Below are 22,434 nucleotides of genomic sequence, written 5' to 3' on the forward strand. Positions count from 1 at the left end.
TCACAAGGAATTAAATGTAAAACATATAGCCCCCGTGATTTTCTTCCTCATAACGTACTAAATCTTCTAACGTTGTACTATCTAACACTTCTTGCACCGCATCACGAACACGCATCCATAACTGGCGCTGTGCTGGCTCTTCTTCTTCTATCATTTCTACAACACTAATCGGTCCCTCTAATACACGGATTACATCCCCAGCTGTAATGTTAGCCGGTTGATCAGATAATACATATCCGCCGTATGCCCCGCGCGTACTCTTTACAAGACGAGCGTTACGAAGTGGTGAAATTAATTGCTCTAAGTAATGCTCGGATAAGTCATGCGCCTGCGCAATTGATTTTAATGAAATCGGACCTTCACCAAACTTTTTTGCAAGATCAATCATAATTGTTAAGCCATAGCGGCCTTTTGTTGAAATCTTCATCTATTTTGCACCTCTTTTCAAATTTTCACTTCTATTGGTTATATCTTATTTATAAAAAGAACACAATTTAAAATCCTATGAAATTATAGCATAATATAGTATTATAAGAAATTTCAACTTGTGTATCAAAATGATAACATAAAATCACATTGAAAAACTCGGAAATTATTACAATTGAAAGAAAAATGAAAATATTAATCTTCATTTTTCCCATAAAACAGCATCCTATTTCAAATTCCGTAGAAAAAAATGATACGATAGAACGAGATTATATATTAAGGGAGACGGTCCAAATGAAACAACCACTCGCACATCGAATGCGCCCTACAAATATTCAAGAAATTATTGGGCAACAACATTTAGTTGGTGAAGGAAAGATTTTATGGCGAATGGTCCAAGCCAATCATTTTCAATCTATGATTTTATACGGTCCTCCAGGTACAGGAAAAACATCCATTGCCAGTGCAATTGCAGGAAGTACCGGTACCCCGTTTCGTCTATTGAACGCTGTTACTCACAATAAAAAAGATATGGAAGTTGTCGTACAAGAAGCGAAGATGCATCGACATCTCGTTTTAATTTTAGATGAAGTTCACCGTCTAGATAAAGCAAAGCAAGACTTTCTATTACCTCACTTAGAAAGCGGACTTCTTACTTTAATTGGTGCTACGACAAGTAATCCATTCCATGCAATAAACTCCGCTATTCGAAGCAGGTGTCAAATTTTCGAATTACACGCACTAACAGAAGAAGATATTTTAATTGGGTTAAAAAGAGCTTTAGAAGATAAAGAAAAAGGGCTTGGAGAATATGCAGTAACGGTAACAGATGAAGCACTACATCACTTTGCAAACGCCTCTGGTGGTGATATGCGTTCCGCTTATAACGCACTTGAGCTTGCTGTATTATCTAGCTTTACTACAGACGATCAAGCGGCTGAAATCACACTCGAGATTGCAGAAGAATGCTTACAAAAGAAGAGCTTCGTCCACGACAAAGGCGGCGATGCTCATTATGATGTATTATCAGCATTTCAAAAATCAGTGCGCGGAAGTGATGTAAATGCAGCACTCCATTATTTAGCACGCCTTATTGAAGCAGGTGATTTACAAAGCATTGGCAGACGCCTTCTTATTATGGCTTATGAAGATATTGGACTTGCTAGCCCACAAGCTGGACCACGTACACTAGCTGCAATTGAATCAGCTGAACGAGTTGGATTCCCAGAAGCACGCATCCCACTTGCAAATGCCGTTATCGAGCTATGCTTATCACCAAAATCAAATTCAGCTTATAAAGCACTTGATGCTGCATTACACGATTTACGCAACGGTCAAACAGGTGACATTCCAAGCCATTTAAAAGATAGTCATTACAAAGGCGCAGAATCACTTGGAAGAGGCATTGGATATTTATATCCGCACGACCATCCAAACGGCTGGGTAAGGCAACAATACTTACCTGATAAAATAAAAAGCAAGCAATATTATAAACCGAAAACGACAGGAAAATTTGAGCAAGCACTTTCTACTGTTTATGAAAGATTACAAACTTCGAATAAAACGAAAAATAAAGGGTAACATAAACGAAAACGTCACCATTATGGAGGCTTCGCTTATGAAAACACGTCAAGATGCATGGACAAAAGAAGATGATCTCCTTTTAGCAGAAACTGTTTTACGACATATTCGCAGCGGAAGTACACAAATAAAAGCATTTGATGAAGTTGGCGATACGTTGAACCGGACTTCAGCAGCTTGCGGCTTTAGATGGAATGCTGAAGTAAGACCGAATTACGAGGATGCGGTGCAGCTTGCAAAAAAACAACGTAAAGAATTAAAACGTTCTGAAGCTAATATAGAAAAAGATCGGTTCACGAAAACGAAACAACTCGTAATTGACGCCGATTTTTCAGAAGATATTACGCCAAGTAAACAAGATCTTACGATGCAAAATGTCATCTCATTTTTGCAAAACTTGGAGCATAATAACCCTTCACTCGCAAAGTTGCAAACGGAAAATGATGTATTACAAGCTCAGCTCACTTCTCTGCAAAAAACGAATCATGAACTTGAAACGAAATTAGCGGTACTCACAAAAAAACAACAAGCAATCGAAGAAGATTACGCGATGCTTGTTCGAATTATGGATCGTGCTCGAAAACTTGTTTCAGTCGAAGAGCAAGAAGAGCAAATTGCCCCAATTTTCAAAACTGATCAAAATGGGAATTTAGATATTATTTATTCTGCAGAGAATTAAAAACAGGGATGTCACTTTTTTAACTGAGTGACATCCCTGTTTGTTTTCGGTGAGCCATATATAGATATCGGTAAATGAAATTATATTAACGGTTTTTCGAATATATCTATCACAACTTGCAATATATCAACGATTTTTCAAATATATCTATCACAACTTGCAATATATCAACGATTTTTCAAATATATCTATCACAACTTACAATATATCAACGATTCAATAAAGGATATCGATTTAACGACAAAGATTGACAATAACATTCCTCCTTGTCATACAAGGAAACTCCTAAAACTGATTGGATATTTTTTACTAAAATGTCATTATAAACATATACCTTTAAAGGGAGATGGTTGCTATTTCATTAATAATCTTCAAAATAACTCTTGGCCTTCTCGTCCTAACTTTAGCTCTTTTCACCATTAACAGTCTAAAAAAGACATCCGCCTATAAATCAGATAAATATGATTATTGCTTACTAACCTTACTTACATTTGAACTAGTAGTGATGCAAATATTCATATTTCTTTAATACATATAAAAAAGCATATACCCAAAATGGATATATGCTTTTCTTTTATTCTTGCCCTACACGTTTCACTTCTACGTTTTTAATGCGTTCACGTACAACGTGACTTGCCATAATTAAGCCTGCCACAGATGGTACGAATGCATTTGATGAAGGCGGTAATTTCGCCTTACGAATTTTTGCATTCTCGTCTGGTACAATTTCTTTACGTACTTCTTCACGAATTACGATTGGGTTTTCGTCAGAGAAGACAACTTTTACACCTTTTTTAATACCCTCTTTACGAAGCTTCGTACGAATGACTTTCGCAATTGGATCTGTATGTGTTTTAGAGATGTCCGCAATACGGAAACGAGTTGGGTCCATTTTATTCGCTGCACCCATACTTGAGATAATTTTAATTTTACGACGTAAACATTGTTTAATTAAATGAATTTTGAACGTAATCGTATCAGATGCATCCACTACAAAGTCTAAACCGTACTTAAAGAACTCTTCATATGTTTCATCTGTATAAAACATTTCTAGTCCAATTACTTCACACTCTGGGTTAATGTCCGCGATACGCTCTTTCATTAATTCTACTTTTGAACGTCCTACAGTAGATACTAAAGCGTGAATTTGACGGTTTACGTTTGTAATATCTACAACGTCTTTATCAACTAATACGAGACGTCCTACGCCAGAACGTGCTAACGCTTCAGCTGCAAAAGAACCTACACCGCCAATTCCTAAAATACCGACTGTACTATTTTTTAATATTTCAAGTCCTTCTTTACCGAAGGCTAATTCATTACGTGAAAATTGATGTAACATTCAGCTCTACACTCCTATTACAAAAATGGTCTACCATGTATTCTAGCGTTTTTCCGACTATTTGTATAGAAAAAGTTATAGAATTCTTAAAAATACATATTTCGAGAATGAAAACATAGACCAGAATTTTATTTCTTCCTAAATACACGTTTAAAAAAGAGGATTTAGAGAACCGAGCAGATCGAGGCGCTGAAGCCAGGAGGAGCGCAGTGTAGAAACACTACTCGAGCACCGGACTGGCGAAGCAACGATGAGATGCGACAGTTATCTGAACCAGACTTTTTAAACTTCCTTTCAATACACGTTTAAAAAGGAGGATTTAGAGAACCGAGCAGATCGAGGCGCTGAAGCCAGGAGGAGCGCAGTGTAGAAACACTACTCGAGCACCGGACTGGCGAAGCAACGATGAGATGCGACAGTTATCTAAACCGGACTTTTTAAACAACCTCTCAAAAAAAGTCTAGACGGTTATAGTATAACCATCTAGACCCTATTCTTACTTCTCTTCTTTCAAGCTTAATTTTAAGTTCAGTTCTTCAAGCTGCGCTTCTGCAACTGGGCTTGGAGCTTCTGTTAATAAGCAGCTTGCGCTTGCTGTTTTCGGGAATGCAATTGTATCACGAAGGTTCGTACGGCCTGCAAGTAACATAACAAGACGATCTAAACCTAATGCGATTCCGCCGTGTGGTGGTGTACCGTATTCGAATGCTTCTAATAAGAATCCGAATTGCTCTTGCGCTTCTTCTTGTGAGAATCCAAGTGCTTTGAACATTTTTTCTTGTACGTCACGCTCGTAAATACGAAGTGATCCACCACCAAGCTCATAACCGTTTAATACAAGGTCATATGCTTGTGCACGTGCTTTTTCTGGTGCTGTTTCTAGTAACTCAACGTCTTCACGGAATGGCATTGTGAATGGGTGGTGAGCTGCGAAGTAACGATCTGCATCTTCATCGTACTCAAGTAGTGGCCAATCAGTTACCCATAGGAAGTTAAATTTACTTTCATCAATTAACTCAAGCTCTTTACCTAGACGTAAACGAAGTGCGCCTAAGCTATCTGCAACAACGCTCTTCTTATCTGCTACGAATAGTAATAAGTCGCCAGCAGTAGCTTCTAATGTGCTCATTAACACATTTGCATCTTCTTCACCGAAGAATTTCGCAATCGGTCCTTTTAGGCCGTCTTCTTCAACTTTAAGCCAAGCTAGACCTTTTGCACCGTATACTTTCACGAATTCAGTTAATGCATCGATGTCTTTACGAGAATATTTACTTGCAGCACCTTTTGCATTAATTGCTTTTACTTGTCCGCCGCTTTCTACAGCACTTGTAAACACTTTAAAGCCACAATCTGCTGCAAACTCAGATAAGTCTGTTAGTTCCATTTCAAAGCGTGTATCTGGCTTATCAGAACCGTAGCGAGCCATTGCATCAGCATATTTCATACGAGGGAATGGTGCACTCACTTCTACACCTTTTGCATCCTTCATAACTTTCGTCATCATACGCTCCATCATATCTAAAATTTCATCTTGTGTTAAGAATGAAGCTTCGATATCGATTTGCGTGAATTCTGGTTGACGATCCGCACGTAAATCTTCATCACGGAAACAACGTGCTACTTGATAGTAACGCTCAAATCCGCCGACCATAAGAAGCTGTTTAAATAACTGTGGTGACTGTGGTAATGCATAGAATTCACCATCATGTACACGACTTGGCACTAAATAGTCACGAGCTCCTTCTGGCGTGCTTTTCGTTAAAATTGGTGTTTCTACTTCTAAGAACTCTTCTGTATCTAAGAAGTTACGAATTGTTTTTGTTACATCGTGACGCATTTTGAATGTGTTGAACATTACAGGACGACGTAAGTCTAAATAACGATATTTTAAACGCACATCTTCTGATGCATCTGTATCATCAGCAATGATAATTGGCGTTGTTTTCGCTGCATTTAGTACATTTACTTTTGTTGCTTGTACTTCAATACGACCAGTTGCCATATTGTCATTAATTGCGCCTTCACCACGTTCAACAACTGTACCTTCTACGTGTAATACGTATTCGCTACGAATTGTTTCTGCTACTTCTAACGCTTCTTTTGATGTTTCTGGGTTAAATACAACTTGTACGATACCTGTACGGTCACGTAAATCGATAAAGATTAATCCACCTAAGTCACGGCGTTTTTGTACCCAACCTTTTAATTGAACTGTTTGTCCAACAGCTTCTACTGTTACTTTTCCACATGCATGTGTTCTTTCAGCCACTGTAAGTTCCCCCTATATTAATTTCTCTGCTACGTATGAAGCAAATACATCTAACGCTACTTCTTCTTGTTCACCTGTTGCCATATCTTTTAAGTTAATGATACCTTTATCTAGCTCATCTTCTCCTAATACAGCTACAAATTTCGCCTCTAGACGATCTGCTGATTTAAATTGTGCTTTCATTTTGCGATCTAAATAATCTTTTTCAACTGACAATCCAGCTTTACGAAGATCGAACGCAACTTTTGCAGCATGGTCTTTCGCTTTTTCGCCAAGCGCTACAACGTAACAATCAATGCTATGTTCAAGTGGTAATTCAATGTTTTCAGCTTTTAGCGCCATAATTAAACGTTCAATACTCATTGCAAAACCGATACCTGGCATTTCTGGTCCACCGATTTCTTGTACAAGTCCGTTATAACGGCCACCACCGCTTAATGTAGTGATCGCACCGAAACCTTCTGCCTCACTCATAATTTCAAAAACAGTGTGTTGATAGTAGTCTAAACCACGCACTAAGTTCGGATCTTTTTCAAATGGAACATCCATCATCGTTAATAGTTCTTGAACTTTGTCATAGTATACTGCTGAATCTTCGTTTAAGTATTCTGTAATAGATGGTGCTGTTCCCATTAATTCATGGTTACGGTCTTTCTTACAGTCTAAAATTCGAAGTGGGTTCTTTTCTAAGCGAGATTGACAGTCAGAACAGAATTCGCCGATACGTGGCTCAAAGTGTGCGATTAATGCATCACGGTGTGCTTGACGGCTCGCTGCGTCACCTAAACTGTTTAATACAACTTTAATATTTTTTAAGCCCATGCCGCGGTAAAATTCAACAGCAAGTGCAATTACTTCTGCATCAATTGCAGGGTCATTACTGCCGATTGCTTCGATACCGAATTGTACGAATTGACGATAGCGACCTGCTTGTGGTCTTTCATAACGGAACATTTGACCGATATAGTATAATTTCGTTGGTTGTGTCGCATCACCAAACATTTTATTTTCAACGTAAGAACGTACAACAGGTGCAGTACCTTCTGGACGTAATGTTAAGCTACGCTCTCCACGATCTTGGAATGAGTACATTTCTTTTTGTACGATATCTGTCGTATCACCAACACCGCGTAAAAATAGCTCAGTGTGTTCAAAAATTGGTGTACGAATTTCTTTATAATTGTAACGACGGCAAATTTCGCGTGCTTGCCCTTCGATATACTGCCATAACTCAACAGTGCCTGGAAGAATATCTTGCGTTCCGCGTGGGATTTGAATAGACATATTCAGTTCCTCCTCAAATTGTTTTAATCTTAATAAAAATAAAAAAACTCCCGCCTCTACTGTTTAAACAGTAGGGACGAGAGTATTATACCCGTGGTGCCACCCTAATTGAAGCACGTATGCTTCCACTTTTTTAATAACGCTTAAATATGCGTTCATCCCTACTAAGCATATATGCCGTTCAAGTTGAAACCTCTAGAGTGTCATTCAATCAGTCATCATGCAGAAATGTTTTCAGCCTAAGACATTCCTTCTCTTTCCATGTGTGTCTCATTTACTCTTCTCTATCAACGGTTATATTCATATGTAAATATAAAATTACTATACGTTTGTTAAGTAGGATTGTCAAGTGCTCTAAGAACGTTCAATCTGCTTCTTTAAACGCTTTACATCTTGAAGAGAAATCCCAAACTCCGAAGCAAGCTCCATTGAAGTATTGTTTTGCTCTTTTGAAATAAAATCATGAAAATTCACGTTAAACAGTTGATTTGCACCATTTGTAACAGAATGCCCTTTTTCATTCATACGCATACGTATATCCCTCACATTCAATATGGATGTTTTACTTTTTATTGTTCCATATTGATGAGAGAGTTATACATAACCGAAACTGCTATTGATTCCAAATAAATGAACAAAACATACAACAATGTATAAAAAAGAGAGGATTATATAACCCTCTCTTTTTTATGAACACTATTTACTTTCTACAATTAAGGTCACCGGACCATCATTGATTAAAGAAACGTCCATCATTGCTCCAAACTTCCCTGTTTCCACATGTAATCCTTGTTTACGAACTTCTTCATTAAAGAAATCGTATAAACGCTCTGCATAATCAGGTTTCGCAGCATCCATAAAGTTTGGACGTCTGCCCTTGCGGCAATCTCCGTATAATGTGAATTGCGAAATAGATAGAACTTGTCCTTCTACATCAAGTACAGAATGATTCATCTTTCCGCTCTCATCTTCAAAAATACGTAAGTTTGCAATTTTTTCCGCAATGTAAGTTGCATCTTTTTCTGTATCTTCGTGCGTAATGCCAACTAGTAATGTTAAACCGAACGGAATTTGTCCTACGATCTCACCGTCTACTGTGACAGACGCTTTCTTTGATCGTTGTAAAACAACTCTCATCTTTCTACACTCCCTATTAATGCATCATGCGTCGTACTGCATAAATTTCTGGAACGCGTTTAATGCGTTCTACTACTTTTTTCAAGTGTTGTAAGTTACGAATCGAGATTGACATATTAATTGTTGCCATCTTATTACGGTCACTTCTACCAGAAACAGCTGAAATGTATGTTTTCGTCTCTGTAACAGCTTGCAGTACTTCATTTAATAAACCGCGGCGATCGTAACCTGAAATTTCAATATCAACGTTATACTCAATTTCTTTTTCAGGGCTACCTTCCCACTCTACCTCTAATAATCGTTCTACAGCTTCTTCTGTATGAACATTTACACAATCACGGCGGTGAATTGATACACCTCGGCCTTTCGTAATATACCCAACGATATCATCGCCCGGAACTGGGTTACAGCATTTCGATAAACGGATTAATAAATTATCAGCACCGCTTACCTTTACACCAGAATCCCATTTTCGAATTTTCATCGGTTTACGGACTTCTTTAACTTCAACAATTTCTTCTTCTTCGCGTTGTTTGCGGAACTTGTCCGTTAGTCGCGTAACAATTTGCGAAGCTGTAATTCCGCTATATCCAACTGCTGCAAACATATCTTCTTCATTTGCAAAGTTAAATTTCTCAGCGACGCGTTTTAAGTTATCCGGCGCCAATACTTCTTTCATCTCATACTCTAGACCACGTACTTCCTTTTCAACAAGTTCACGGCCTTTTTCAATATTTTCGTCTCTACGTTGTTTCTTAAAGAATTGACGAATTTTATTTTTCGCATGAGATGTTTGAGCAAGTTTTACCCAATCCTGGCTTGGGCCATATGAATGTTTCGACGTTAAAATTTCAATGATGTCGCCTGTTTTTAATTTATAATCCAGCGTCACCATTTTCCCGTTTACTTTTGCACCAATTGTTTTATTCCCAATTTCCGAATGGACACGATACGCGAAATCAATCGGAACAGATCCAAGTGGTAATTCCATTACATCGCCTTTCGGTGTAAAGACGAATACCATGTCAGAGAATAAATCAATTTTTAATGACTCCATAAATTCTTCTGCATTAGAAGCTTCATTTTGCCATTCTAATATTTGACGGAACCATGTGAGTTTCTTCTCTAATGTACCTGTTGTTTCTGCTGTTTTTCCTTCTTTGTATGCCCAGTGTGCCGCGATCCCGAATTCTGCAATTTCGTGCATTTCTTTCGTACGAATTTGCACTTCAAGTGGATCACCTTTCGGTCCAATTACAGTCGTATGAAGAGATTGATATAGATTTGCTTTTGGCATTGCAATATAATCTTTAAAACGACCTGGCATCGGCTTCCAGCACGTATGAATAATTCCAAGCACAGCATAACAATCTTTAATACTATTTACAACGACACGTACAGCTAATAAATCGTAAATTTCATTGAACTGCTTATTTTGCAGTGCCATTTTACGATAAATACTGTAAATATGTTTCGGTCTTCCAGAAATCTCAGGTTGAATTGCAACTTCTTTTAATTTCTCACGAATACCAGTCATTACTTCGTCTAAATATTCTTCACGTTCTGCACGTTTACGCTTCATTAAATTTACAATACGATAATATTGTTGTGGATTTAAATAGCGAAGTGACGTATCCTCTAGCTCCCATTTAATAGTACTAATTCCGAGTCTATGTGCCAAAGGTGCAAAGATTTCTAACGTTTCATTCGCTATGCGACGCTGCTTCTCTTGAGGCAAATGTTTCAATGTACGCATGTTATGAAGACGATCAGCTAGTTTAATTAAAATAACTCGAATATCTTGAGCCATTGCAATAAACATTTTGCGATGGTTTTCTGCTTGTTGTTGTTCGTGAGATTTATATTTGATCTTCCCAAGCTTTGTAACGCCATCAACAAGCATAGCAATTTCTTTGTTAAATTCCCGTTCAATATCTTCTAACGTAATCTCTGTATCTTCCACTACATCATGTAAGAAACCTGCTGATACCGTAGCTGGATCCATGTGTAAATCAACTAAAATACCTGCAACTTGAATCGGATGAATAATATACGGTTCACCCGATTTTCTATATTGTTCGCTATGCGCATCACGTGCATATTCATAGGCACGTGCCACTAGCTCAATATCTTCATCCGCTAAATATTGACTTGCTTTCTCGAGTACCTGTTCAGCTGTTAGTACCTGCTCATTTGCCATCGAATCACCTTTTATTGAAAATTGACTTTATCTTTATTTAATAGAATAAATTATATTCTATCATTATAACCCAATGATTGTGAATTGTGAAAAGGAAAAGATTTTACTGACATTTCACCATAATTTTTTGTTCAATTATACAAAAGTACCCGCTCCTCTCCAAGAGATTCACGGGTACTTTTTATCACCGTAGTTTTACCTATATAGTGATTAGTATTTTTCTAATACTAATACATCGTAACCATCTAACATTTTACGACCATCTAAGTAAGTAAGTTCTACTAAGAATGCAATTCCTGCTACAACTCCGCCTAGCTCTTCAACTAACTTAATTGTCGCTTCGATTGTTCCACCTGTAGCTAATAGATCATCTGTAATTAATACGCGTTGACCTGGCTTAATTGCATCTTTATGGATTGTTAAAACGTCTTTACCATATTCTTTACCGTAGTCAACTGTAATTACTTCACGTGGTAATTTTCCTAATTTACGAACTGGCGCAAATCCTACTTCTAACGCATAAGAAACTGGGCAACCGATAATGAAACCACGAGCTTCTGGTCCTACTACAACATCGATATCTCTTTCTTTTGCGTACTCAACGATTGCATCTGTTGCTGCTTTGTATGCTTTACCGTCATTCATTAAAGGTGTAATGTCTTTAAACACAATACCTTCTTTCGGATAATCCGGTACAATTGCGATATGTTGCTTGAAATCCATATTTCTGAATCCTCCTCAGATCTAAAAGGTTTGTAAATACAAATCCTTTACCCTAACTGTTCTACTTCTTTATGATTACGAATCGTTTCAAACCATGTATATAGTTGCTGATATGTGCTATAAACCAATTCTTTTTCTAATTGTAAGTGGTTCATTTTCTCACGATATGTGTTCGATTCAATTAAATCACGCTTTTGTTTTTTGTCTGCCATAAAAATGACGCCATCTTTTATTGTAACAAATTCTAACTCAAAAAACACCTGTGTCATGAAATTTACTGTATCTTTTGACCAACCTTTATGACGACATAGTTGTTCTCCATATTGTCTTAAAGAAAATGGTGTTTTTTGGCTTAAGAAAGAATAGTACCATTTAAAGTGTTCTCTCGTCGGAACTGTACTAAATAAGTGGTTATTCTCTTGATAAAATAGCGTATAAATTCGCGCTGGGAATCCTACCTTAAATAGCTCACGTAATTCATCTGTTCCTTTTGGTAAATCAAGTAACACGATATATTGATCATCTAAATGCGTTACTTCTGAAGCATGCATGAGCTTTTCTTTATAGCTCTCTAAAGAAAATTTATTCAATACCTCTTCAGAAAAATACACCATTGTTATTTTTTCTTTCGGAAGTTCTGCTAAATTTGCTTCTGCATTACGCATACTACGCCAATCAAATAATTGCCACGCCTCTACAGCAATATCTTGTACCATTAGTTGTGGCTTCTTAAAGTTATTCCATTCATTAATAGACGCTTCTCCTATTACAGATACTTTTGCAACTGGAGAGATTTCTTTCGCATATGCACCAAAGCCAAATCCAATTGTATCCAGTGTTGCTTGTCCATCACGAAGAGCCATTTTTAAATGAGAGCCATCTGATCCGATTGCGCGAATGCTTTCTAACTCTGCATCTTTTACTGCAATACGTGGTTTCGGATTTCCAACACCAAACGGGGCTAGTTTTTGCATATCTTCAATTGCCGCTAGCGTTACATCCTCTACTTTACAAAAAACATCAACTGCTGTAATTGGAATAAAATCTTCTTCTGTTAAAATCGCATCTGCTTGTTCATTTAAGCGGCGACGTAATTCATCTACATCATTCATATGTAGCGTCATTCCCGCTGCCATCGGATGCCCTCCGAAGTGTGGTAATAACTCTCTACAATCTGATAAATTTGCAAACAAATCAAATCCTGCAATACTACGTGCTGAGCCTTTTGCTGTTTCTTTTATAGGATCAATGCTTAATACAATCGTCGGACGATAAAAACGTTCAACTAATTTCGAAGCAACAATTCCAATTACCCCTGGGTTCCAGCCTTCTTTCGCAAGTACTAATACTTTATTTTCTTCTGGTGGGAAGTTATTTTCCACTTCAGCGATAGCCTCTTCTGTAATTTGCTTTACAATATCTTTTCGCAGTTTGTTCAGCTCATCAATTTCTTCAGCTAGCTCTTTCGCTTCCTCTGGATCATCTGATAATAAAAGGTGTACAGCCGGCGCAGCATCTTCTAAACGCCCAACCGCATTAATACGAGGTGCAATTGAGAAACCAATACTCTCTTCGGTAATTTCACTTTGCGAAACGTTAGCAACTTTAAACAATGCCTTCAAACCAATATTTCTCGTCATACGCATATGTTTTAAACCGCGTTTCACTAGCAACCTATTTTCACCATGAAGTGATACTAAATCGGCTACTGTACCGATTACTGCGATCTCTAATAAATGTTCTGGTACACGGCCTAATAGTGCATGCGCAACTTTAAACGCAACACCTACACCAGCTAAATAGTGAAACGGATATACACCGCCATCTAATTTCGGATGTATAATCGCAAGTGCTTCTGGCAATTCTGGCGGTGGCTCATGGTGATCTGTAATAATTAGATCTATTCCAAGCTCTTTCGCTACATTCGCTTCATGTACCGCTGCAATACCAGTATCGACAGTAATAATTAGCGAGAACCCTGCGCTATGCGCCCAACGAAATGCTTCTTCGTTCGGTCCATACCCTTCTGTAAAACGATTTGGAATGTAAAATTCTACTTCTGCACCTAATTCTTGAAGAGCAAGATATAAAACTGTCGTACTACTTACTCCGTCCGCATCGTAATCACCAAATATTAATATTTGCTCTCCATTTTGAATCGCCTTATTTACACGTTCTACCGTTCTATCCATTCCTTCTAATAAAAATGGATCATGAAATTCTTGATTTTCTGTATTTAAAAAATCTAAAATCTTATCTTCTGTATCGAGTCCTCTACCGAGGAATAACGAAACGACAAGTGGCGATAACTGTAATTTACTTGCTAATTCACTCACTCGCTCGTCATTATATTCTTTTTCTTTCCAACGCGTCTTCGGTTGTAACACGAAATCACCCCTTAACCTGTTCATTATACAAGACAGATTAAGGGGTGACAATATAATGCAAACTACGATGCAATATCTATATACTAAAATGTTAATGATGTTTAATTTGGAGAATACGGATTTATATGTACGAATACATTTTGTACATTATCTTGTTTCATAAGTATTTCTTTCACATGTTTTCCAATACGGTGTCCTTCTTCTACAGTAATGTATGGATCTACGGACACTTTAATATCGACAATAACATAATGACCATGCTCCCGTGCATATAAAGAACCAATTTTTTTCACACCATCTACTTGAAGAACTGCTTCTCTAAGCGGAATAACATCCTCCTCATGAAGAACATGGTCAAGCGTTGCATGAATTGCTTCCGCTCCAATGCTCCATGCCATTTTTACAACAAGAAGTGAAACAACTAATCCCGCAATTGGATCAGCGTATACAAGCCAGTCTATACCAAGCTTACCACCTATTATAGCTGCACAGATACCGATTAAAGCTGCAATTGAAGAAAATACATCCGAACGGTGCTCATATGCATTTGCAATAATTGCATCACTGTTTACTCTTTTCCCTAATCGGAATTTATATTGAAACATTCCTTCTTTCACGACGATTGAAAGAACAACAGCAAATATCGTAATTCCTTTCGGCGGTTCTAGTTCTTGCGAAAAAGCTTTTATAGACGAAATCGCGATTTCAAGTCCCACAATAAATAATAATACCGCAACAATAATCGCTGAAATCGATTCCGCTTTACCATGACCATACGGATGATCCTCATCAGGTGGCTGCTTTGCCGCTCGCAATCCAAAAAGTACAGCTAGCGAACCTATTACATCTGATGCAGAATGCACGGCATCCGCTAATAGCGCTTTACTGTTCCCAATATAACCAATTACCGCCTTTACAATCGCTAATATAATATTACCAACGATCCCGACAATAGCACCAAACTCGGCCTGTTTAAAACGTTCATCTTTTTCCATAATTAAAATCCCTTCTTTTCTTAACCTATCTTTTTATTTTAACAAAAACAGCGATAGCACCACCACTTTCTTCCATCTTCTTTCTGTTAAAAAGTTGCTATCTTATTGTATCCACAAACGAAAAAAGAGATGCCTCATAAAGAGACATCATCTTTTCTATACTTGCGGTTCAGATTCTACTTTCTCAACCTTCTTCTTGTTTTTTCCCTTTTTCAAACGACGGTTTTCAAGCATTAACCAAATTTGAGAGGCAACGAAAACAGAAGAGTACGTACCTACAATTAATCCAACAAGTAACGCAAACGAGAAGTTACGTAGTGACTCACTACCGAAGATAAGCAGTGCAATTACTGGGAATAACACTGTTAATACGGTGTTAATCGAGCGACCAAGCGTTTGGCGAATACTTGCATTTACGATTTCTTCTAGATCTTTTATATCGCGCACTCGTTTTTTCTGTTTGTATAATTCACGGTTTCTATCAAATGTAACAATCGAGTCATTAATAGAATAACCGATGATTGTTAGTACTGCAGCAATAAACGTTAAGTCTACCTCTAGTTGGAAAATACTAAACATAACAATCATAACGAATGCGTCATGTAATAATGCAAGTACCGCAGATAACGCATACGTAAAGCGGAAACGAATACTTACGTATAAAATGATAACCGCAGAAGCAATCAGTACTGCGATAAATGCATTTCGTGCAATTTCTTTACCGATTGTCGGTGAAACTGTACTTACGTTTGGATCTGTACCATATTTATCGTGGAAGAATGTTTTTGTTTTCGCAATTTCATCTTTTGATAAAACACCTAATGTACGAACTGCGAAACCTTTATTGTCATCTCCAGTCGGTACAATATTTTCTTCCTTCACATCAATGTTCAATTCTTTAAAATCTTTATGAACATCAGACACAGTAACGGCTTGTTTTGATTGCAAGTCGATACGTGTACCACTCGCAAAGTCAATACCAAGGTTCAATTTGAAAATTGGTAAGATAATTGCTCCTGCAATTACAACTACAATCGAGAAAATAAGGAATTTATGACCGATATTTACGAAATTAATACGATCAAATCTCGTTGGCGGATGTACTACACCTTTTGTTAATGGAATAATATCCTTTTGTTTCACACCAAAATATCCTGGTTTTTTATCAAAGTAACGGCTCTTTACAAGTAGACCTAGTAAGAAACGAGTACCGAATACGTTCGTAATAAAACCAACTAAAATACTTACGATTAAACTTGTTGCAAATCCTTTTACAGAGCTATTACCATAAACGAATAACACACCAGCTGCTGCAAGAGTCGTAACGTTTGCATCTAGAATTGTTGCTAATGAACGATGGTTACCAGCACGGAATGCCGACATCATTGACTTACCGATTTTCAGCTCTTCTTTCAGTCTCTCGTACGTAATAATATTCGCATCAACTGCGATACCTACTCCGAGCACTAACGCTGCAATACCTGGCAACGTAAGAACTGCATGCATCCAGTTAAAGACAAGTAATGTAACGAAAATGTATAAACCTAACATAATAACCGCTACAAGTCCTGGTAAACGGTAGAATACAAGCATAAATAAGAAAATAAGAGCGATACCAATCGCACTAGCGAAAATCGTTTGCTCTAACGCTTGTTGACCAAATTTCGCTCCAACAGATGTTGAATACATTTCTTTTAAATCAACAGGAAGTGCACCTGCATTTAATAAAGATGAAAGTTGTTTCGCACTTTCAACTGTGAAGTTTCCACCTACGATAGATACTTCAGCTTGGTTAAATACTTGGTTTACTGTTGCTGCTGATAAGAATTTCGGATTCGGTTTTGCAGATTCTGCTTTATACGAATCTTTTCCTTCTTCAAAGTCAAGCCAAATTACCATTAAATTCGTTGGTGGTGGCATTTTAGAAATTTTTTCAGTTACTTCACGGAATTTTTCAGCGCTTTTTAGTGTAAGACCTACGCTCGCACGGCCTTGCTCATCAAATGTTTGCTTCGCTCCGCCGCCTTTTAAATCCGTTCCATCCATAAGAAGGTTATCGTCCACATCACGGAATGTTAATTTCGCTTGTGTTGATAACATTTCACGTGCTTTTTGCTGATCTTGTACACCAGCAAGCTGTACACGAATTCGATCTTGCCCTTCGATTTGAATGTTCGGCTCACTTACACCGAGAACATTGACACGATTTTCAAGAGCACCTACTGTACTTACAAGTACATCTCGATCGATTTTATCACCTTTTTTGGCTGGTTTTACTTCATACAGAATTTCAAAACCACCGCGAAGGTCTAGTCCTAGACTAATTCCTTTTGCTATGTCTTTTCCTGCCGCACCAATTACTCCACCGATTAATAAGACGATGAGGAAAAAGGCGGCAATTCTCGTACCACGCTTTGCCATATGTACCCTCTTTCTGCTACTAACACTTTCAATAAATCTCTTACGATTCACTGCTATACGTGTGCATACGCCTAGTTAGTAGACTTCCTTTCTATAATTTTTGCTAGTTCATCACTAGCTCTATAGGTAAGCTTTTACACTACCTACACTTCCATCATTTATTTTCCTCTTCACTACCTCCTTTATATATAATCTTAGACATAATTATTTCCTCTTTATCAATACATATCATTATACTGCAAAAGGAAGAACAAACCAATTGCAGTCGGTTATTTATTTTCGTACTCATCAAATGACCAAAGTGGCGCTTGGTAAGCTTCAACAGTTAAATATGTCATATATTCATTAGCTGTTACTGTTAATACGTCATTAACTAATTCATACAATCTAACATCGCTGTCTATCTTCTTCCACTTTTTCACTTTAAGAAACTTCCAAATGTCATCATCTGTCACTCGGTCGTAACCAAACATTTGAAACTCTTCTACTTTACTTTCTAAAACGACTTGTAACTGTCCGCGGTATGATTCTACCAAAGCCTCTCTATCTAACATCTATAAACATCTCCTTCTTATTTCAGCACGAAAAAGTCGCTTTAATCCCGCTCTAATGGACAGCAATAACTACTTTCAAGAGCACTATCATACTTCACTCTCTTAAATGCTTGTCATTCTTGTCTCGTACGTGCATATAAATTATTGTAAATCATTCCATTGATTTTGAGAAGGTAGGAGAAGAACATGACGAGACAAAGCTTTTTAAAAGGCGCATTTATTTTAATGATAGCCGGCTTTATTACAAAAATACTCGGCTTTATCAACCGCATAGTAATGGCACGTATTTTAGGAGAAGAAGGCGTTGGTCTTTATATGATGGCCGTTCCTACATTCATTTTAGCAATTACATTGACACAAATTGGTCTTCCTGTCGCAATCGCAAAATTTGTAGCAGAAGCGGAAGCTGTGAACGATAAACAAAGAGTTAAAAAAATATTAACCGTATCACTAGCTGTTACATCCGTTATTAGTATCATTTTAACAATCGGAATTATGTTCCTCACACCTATTTTAGCAAAAACATTATTAACCGACGAAAGAACCTACTATCCATTAATGGCCATTTTGCCCGTTGTTCCTGTTATTGCTGTTTCTTCTGTGTTGCGTGGTTACTTTCAAGGGAAACAAAACATGAAACCTAGCGCTTATGCGCAAGTTCTAGAACAAGTCGTCCGCATTACCATTATCGCTATATGCATTCAATTATTTTTACCTTACGGCATAGAATATGCTGCAGCCGGCGCTATGTTATCAGCTGTTCTCGGTGAAGTTGCATCCTTATTATTTTTACTCACGTTATTTCAGCGAGAAAAACATTTATCAATACGCTCTGGATTTTTCACTACTGTAAAGGAAAGCAAAGGGACATTTTATTCTCTGATGGATATTGCCCTTCCAACTACAGGAAGTCGTTTAATCGGCTCCGTTTCATATTTTTTTGAACCTATTGTCGTTATGCAAAGCTTAGCAATCGCTGGTGTCGCTGCTTCTGTTGCAACCCAGCAATACGGTATATTAAACGGTTATGCATTCCCGCTCCTATCACTACCTGCCTTTATTACATACGCTCTCTCTACAGCGCTCGTTCCTTCTATTAGTGAAGCAATGGCAAAAAGACAACATAAATTAGTAGAGCACCGTTTACAACAAGCACTTCGAATTTCATTAATTACCGGCGGATGGTCTGTCGTTATATTATACGTATTCGCTTCTCCTGTTTTAACTCTTATGTATGGATCAGACAGCGCAACAGCATTCATTCAACTTCTTGCGCCTTGCTTTTTATTTCATTATTTCCAAAGTCCACTTACCTCTGTTTTGCAAGCTTTAAACTTAGCAAGAGCCGCAATGATGAATACATTTATTGGTGCCATCGTGAAATTAATCGTTATTTTTGTACTAGCATCAAGGCCAGAGTTTCAAATGATGGGGGTTGCACTTGCTATTGCTGCAAATATTGTAACAGTAACATTTCTTCACTACGCTACTGTTTTAAAAAAGATTACATTTACCATTTACGCAAAAGACTATATTTTCGGCGGACTTGCCATCGGTATCGCAGGCGCCTTCGGTTTTTATCTTCATAAATATATTATTTTCTCTCATTCCCTTGGCATACAAACATTATGGGAAATCACTTTAACAACAATTGTTTATATCGTACTTCTCTTCACTTTCAAACTCATTCGAAAAGAAGAGTTAAGTCGTCTCCCTATCATTCGTAAGCTTTCATTTTTGAAATAAGGTGAAACTTTAATCAGTGGGGTAATCTCCACTGATTATTAGTTATACTAATCATCCTTACTCTTCCAAAGGATAAGTCTCTAATTTTCTTTTACATCAACAAAAAATTGTCCATTTTGAAAACTACAGTATAAAATTTGTGTTATATCGTTATAACCTAAGTTTTTTAATTTCTCAATAAGCCATTCATCTGTATGCTCAATCATTTGTAAATGACTAGATTGAATTTCTCCATCAATAATAAGAGGAAGCGTAAACTGCAATGTATCTTGTTTATTTTTTTGTTTTTGAAAGACAGATAACTTCCCAGACGGTTCCAAAATAGCATATTCTACATCCCGAATATCTCCAACTCCTTGTTCCCTTAATTGCATCATTAAATCATCAATATTATATCGTTGGTTTCTCATCTTTTTTTCATCAATCTTTCCCGCATTAATAATAATTGCTGGTTCACCTTCTATTAAATGCCGAAATCGTTGAAACTTTAATGAAATGACTGACAAAATGATTTGTATGCACATAAGAAAAGTCATCGGAACTAATTGATGCAAAAGTGATTTATCGGTATTTTCAATTGCTACTACAGCCATTTCTCCAAGCATAATAAATACGACTAAATCTAATACACTTAGCTCTCCTATCTCACGTTTACCCATAAGACGAAAAATAATTAAGATGATGATATACAAAAGCATTGTCCGTCCAATTACCGATATCCATTCCATTTCTACATCTCCTTTTTTACGTATAGACTCCCCTATAAAAAAGAAACTAGTCTAACTTGAGCAAAAGGAAAATATGCTTGTATTAAAAAGGGGGAATGCATAAATGGATGGAACGAAAAAATTATCAACTGCAATTGGCTTCGGTATTGTTACGCTACTAATTCTCGCATCTATTACTAGTATGATTATGGCTCTTTTATTAAAGTTTACGAATATAAATGAAGGGACATTAACCGTTACTATTTTTATACTCGCTCTTTTATCTATGCTTATGTCTGGATTTACTGCCGGCAAAAAGGCTCAAGGAAAAGGTTGGCTAGTAGGTTTCACAACAGGGCTCACGTTCACTATACTCGTCTTTCTAGTTAACTATTTAGGCTTTTCTCAAACCTTATCGAACTCACAATTACTATATCAATTAGCATTAATGGGGGCGAGTACACTCGGTGGTATTTTCGGTGTAAATATGTCAAAGCAAAGTAACTAAAAAAGGCCCTGCACATTTCATGCAGGGCCTTCCACATTAGTTTTTCACAACTTCACGAATCGCATTGCGATCGAAAGTTAAGTGTGAACCACCAGATTTAATAACGATTTTTGTCTCATCTACTGATTCGATTGTACCGTGTAAACCACCGATTGTTACGATAGCATCACCTTTTGCTAACTCACTTTGCATTTGAGCAACTGCTTTTTGACGTTTTTGTTGCGGGCGAATTAATAAGAAATAGAAAATCGCAAACATCGCAACGATCATAACGATATTCATCATACCTGCATTCATCTTTTGTTCCTCCTTTTAAATTATGTATTAGAAGTTTTTAGCATTCGGTTTATTAAAGCCATACTGTTCAAAGAACTCTTCGCGGAAATCGCCAAGACGGTCTTCACGAATAGCTTGTCTCACCTGCTCCATTAAGTTTAACAGAAAATGAAGGTTGTGATAAGACGTTAAACGAATTCCGAACGTTTCATCACATTTCATTAAGTGACGAATGTACGCACGTGAGTAGTTTTTACATGTGTAGCAATCACAGTTTGGATCAAGCGGACCGAAGTCTCTTGCGAATTTCGCATTTTTTACAACAAGGCGACCTTCACTTGTCATACACGTACCATTTCGAGCGATACGAGTTGGAAGTACGCAGTCAAACATATCAATCCCACGAATTGCGCCATCGATTAACGAGTCAGGAGAACCTACACCCATTAAGTAACGAGGCTTATTATCTGGAAGAAGTGGTGTTGTAAACTCAAGAACACGGTTCATAATATCTTTCGGTTCACCAACAGATAAACCACCTACAGCGTAACCAGGGAAGTCCATTGAAACAAGGTCTTTCGCACTTTGACGACGAAGCTCTTCGTACTCCCCGCCCTGTACAATACCGAATAAACCTTGATCTTGCGGACGTTCATGCGCTTTTAAGCAACGTTCTGCCCAGCGGCTCGTACGCTCTACAGATTTCTTCATATATTCAAAAGTAGCCGGGAATGGTGGACACTCATCAAATGCCATCATAATATCTGAACCTAATGCATTTTGGATTTCCATCGCTTTTTCTGGTGATAAGAATAATTTATCTCCATTTAAGTGATTACGGAAGTGAACGCCTTCCTCTTCAATACGACGGAAGTCACTTAAACTGAATACTTGGAAACCACCAGAGTCTGTTAAGATTGCACGATCCCAGTTCATAAATTTATGCAAGCCGCCTGCTTCACGAATAATTTCATGACCTGGACGTAGCCATAAATGATACGTATTACTTAAAATAATGCCAGAATCCATTGCTTTTAATTCTTCTGGTGACATTGTCTTAACTGTTGCAAGTGTACCAACTGGCATAAATGTTGGTGTATCAAATGAACCGTGCGGCGTATGCACACGACCTAAACGGGCACCCGTTTGTTTACATGTCTTAATAAATTCATAACGAATTGCTGTCATAACTTACT

At 37.5% G+C, this 22,434-nt stretch carries 19 protein-coding genes and 1 other annotated feature; of the genes, 4 read left to right on the forward strand and 15 right to left on the reverse strand.

Features of this window, described 5'->3' with window-relative positions; all coding sequences use genetic code 11:
- Window positions 1-10: 10 nt before the first annotated feature.
- Window positions 11-427 (reverse strand): cysteine metabolism transcriptional regulator CymR, encoded by a 417-nt coding sequence (gene cymR / locus GD442_RS21575; RefSeq protein ID WP_000704116.1) that lies wholly within the window; start codon window positions 425-427, stop codon window positions 11-13.
- A gap of 293 nt (window positions 428-720) precedes the next feature.
- Between cymR and GD442_RS21580 the strand changes: the two genes are divergently transcribed.
- Together GD442_RS21580 and GD442_RS21585 are read left to right on the forward strand one after the other, a co-directional pair.
- Window positions 721-2,007, forward strand: a complete 1,287-nt coding sequence (locus GD442_RS21580; protein WP_000812943.1) for a replication-associated recombination protein A — start codon at window positions 721-723, stop codon at window positions 2,005-2,007.
- A 37-nt stretch (window positions 2,008-2,044) separates the two neighbouring features.
- A complete protein-coding gene (locus GD442_RS21585) occupies window positions 2,045-2,686 on the forward strand; it encodes an RsfA family transcriptional regulator (RefSeq protein ID WP_086401437.1) in 642 nt (213 codons plus the stop codon).
- A 574-nt stretch (window positions 2,687-3,260) separates the two neighbouring features.
- Here GD442_RS21585 and GD442_RS21590 read toward each other — a convergent pair.
- The 11 genes from GD442_RS21590 to GD442_RS21635 all read right to left on the reverse strand — a co-directional run bounded on the left by GD442_RS21590 (window position 3,261) and on the right by GD442_RS21635 (window position 18,001).
- Window positions 3,261-4,028 carry a tRNA threonylcarbamoyladenosine dehydratase gene (locus GD442_RS21590; protein ID WP_000903179.1) on the reverse strand — a complete coding sequence of 256 codons (768 nt, stop codon included), beginning with the start codon at window positions 4,026-4,028 and terminating at the stop codon, window positions 3,261-3,263.
- A 496-nt stretch (window positions 4,029-4,524) separates the two neighbouring features.
- Window positions 4,525-6,300: an aspartate--tRNA ligase gene (gene aspS, locus GD442_RS21595; RefSeq protein ID WP_000840891.1), complete on the reverse strand. Its 1,776-nt coding sequence runs from the start codon at window positions 6,298-6,300 to the stop codon at window positions 4,525-4,527.
- 12 nt (window positions 6,301-6,312) lie between these two features.
- Window positions 6,313-7,584 carry a histidine--tRNA ligase gene (hisS, locus tag GD442_RS21600; protein WP_159365193.1) on the reverse strand — a complete coding sequence of 424 codons (1,272 nt, stop codon included), beginning with the start codon at window positions 7,582-7,584 and terminating at the stop codon, window positions 6,313-6,315.
- Between the two features lie 69 nt (window positions 7,585-7,653).
- Window positions 7,654-7,884 (reverse strand) — a binding site (T-box leader).
- Between the two features lie 54 nt (window positions 7,885-7,938).
- The gene (locus tag GD442_RS27870) at window positions 7,939-8,115 is read right to left on the reverse strand and encodes a hypothetical protein (RefSeq protein WP_001242605.1); all 177 of its coding nucleotides are present in this window, start codon (window positions 8,113-8,115) and stop codon (window positions 7,939-7,941) included.
- A gap of 165 nt (window positions 8,116-8,280) precedes the next feature.
- Window positions 8,281-8,721, reverse strand: a complete 441-nt coding sequence (locus tag GD442_RS21605) for a D-tyrosyl-tRNA(Tyr) deacylase (protein ID WP_001266965.1) — start codon at window positions 8,719-8,721, stop codon at window positions 8,281-8,283.
- A 16-nt stretch (window positions 8,722-8,737) separates the two neighbouring features.
- A complete protein-coding gene (relA, locus tag GD442_RS21610; protein ID WP_001262795.1) occupies window positions 8,738-10,921 on the reverse strand; it encodes a GTP diphosphokinase in 2,184 nt (727 codons plus the stop codon).
- Between the two features lie 210 nt (window positions 10,922-11,131).
- Window positions 11,132-11,644: an adenine phosphoribosyltransferase gene (locus GD442_RS21615; protein ID WP_000346215.1), complete on the reverse strand. Its 513-nt coding sequence runs from the start codon at window positions 11,642-11,644 to the stop codon at window positions 11,132-11,134.
- 47 nt (window positions 11,645-11,691) lie between these two features.
- Complete coding sequence (gene recJ / locus GD442_RS21620) at window positions 11,692-14,031, reverse strand: single-stranded-DNA-specific exonuclease RecJ (protein WP_000941229.1); 2,340 nt, start codon at window positions 14,029-14,031, stop codon at window positions 11,692-11,694.
- 101 nt (window positions 14,032-14,132) lie between these two features.
- Window positions 14,133-15,026 (reverse strand): cation diffusion facilitator family transporter, encoded by an 894-nt coding sequence (locus GD442_RS21625; RefSeq protein WP_000409743.1) that lies wholly within the window; start codon window positions 15,024-15,026, stop codon window positions 14,133-14,135.
- A gap of 156 nt (window positions 15,027-15,182) precedes the next feature.
- On the reverse strand, window positions 15,183-17,447 hold the full coding sequence (gene secDF / locus GD442_RS21630; protein ID WP_001119066.1) for a protein translocase subunit SecDF: 2,265 nt from the start codon (window positions 17,445-17,447) through the stop codon (window positions 15,183-15,185).
- 269 nt (window positions 17,448-17,716) lie between these two features.
- The gene (locus GD442_RS21635; RefSeq protein ID WP_000886980.1) at window positions 17,717-18,001 is read right to left on the reverse strand and encodes a post-transcriptional regulator; all 285 of its coding nucleotides are present in this window, start codon (window positions 17,999-18,001) and stop codon (window positions 17,717-17,719) included.
- Window positions 18,002-18,187: 186 nt separating this feature from the next.
- Between GD442_RS21635 and spoVB the strand changes: the two genes are divergently transcribed.
- Window positions 18,188-19,747, forward strand: coding sequence for a stage V sporulation protein B (gene spoVB, locus GD442_RS21640; RefSeq protein ID WP_000198301.1), 1,560 nt, complete (start codon window positions 18,188-18,190; stop codon window positions 19,745-19,747).
- A gap of 80 nt (window positions 19,748-19,827) precedes the next feature.
- Here spoVB and GD442_RS21645 read toward each other — a convergent pair whose 3' ends face one another.
- Window positions 19,828-20,475 carry a DUF421 domain-containing protein gene (locus GD442_RS21645; protein WP_000454833.1) on the reverse strand — a complete coding sequence of 216 codons (648 nt, stop codon included), beginning with the start codon at window positions 20,473-20,475 and terminating at the stop codon, window positions 19,828-19,830.
- A gap of 103 nt (window positions 20,476-20,578) precedes the next feature.
- Between GD442_RS21645 and GD442_RS21650 the strand changes: the two genes are divergently transcribed.
- On the forward strand, window positions 20,579-20,962 hold the full coding sequence (locus GD442_RS21650) for a TIGR04086 family membrane protein (protein WP_000349148.1): 384 nt from the start codon (window positions 20,579-20,581) through the stop codon (window positions 20,960-20,962).
- Window positions 20,963-20,998: 36 nt separating this feature from the next.
- Here the strand turns inward: GD442_RS21650 and yajC are convergent, their stop codons facing one another.
- Window positions 20,999-21,259, reverse strand: coding sequence for a preprotein translocase subunit YajC (yajC, locus tag GD442_RS21655; protein ID WP_000991115.1), 261 nt, complete (start codon window positions 21,257-21,259; stop codon window positions 20,999-21,001).
- A 27-nt stretch (window positions 21,260-21,286) separates the two neighbouring features.
- Window positions 21,287-22,426 (reverse strand): tRNA guanosine(34) transglycosylase Tgt, encoded by a 1,140-nt coding sequence (gene tgt / locus GD442_RS21660; RefSeq protein ID WP_000125365.1) that lies wholly within the window; start codon window positions 22,424-22,426, stop codon window positions 21,287-21,289.
- Between the last annotated feature and the right edge of the window lie 8 nt (window positions 22,427-22,434).

Source organism: Bacillus sp. A260 (genome assembly GCF_009861435.1).
GTDB classification, from domain to species: Bacteria; Bacillota; Bacilli; order Bacillales; family Bacillaceae_G; genus Bacillus_A; species Bacillus_A cereus.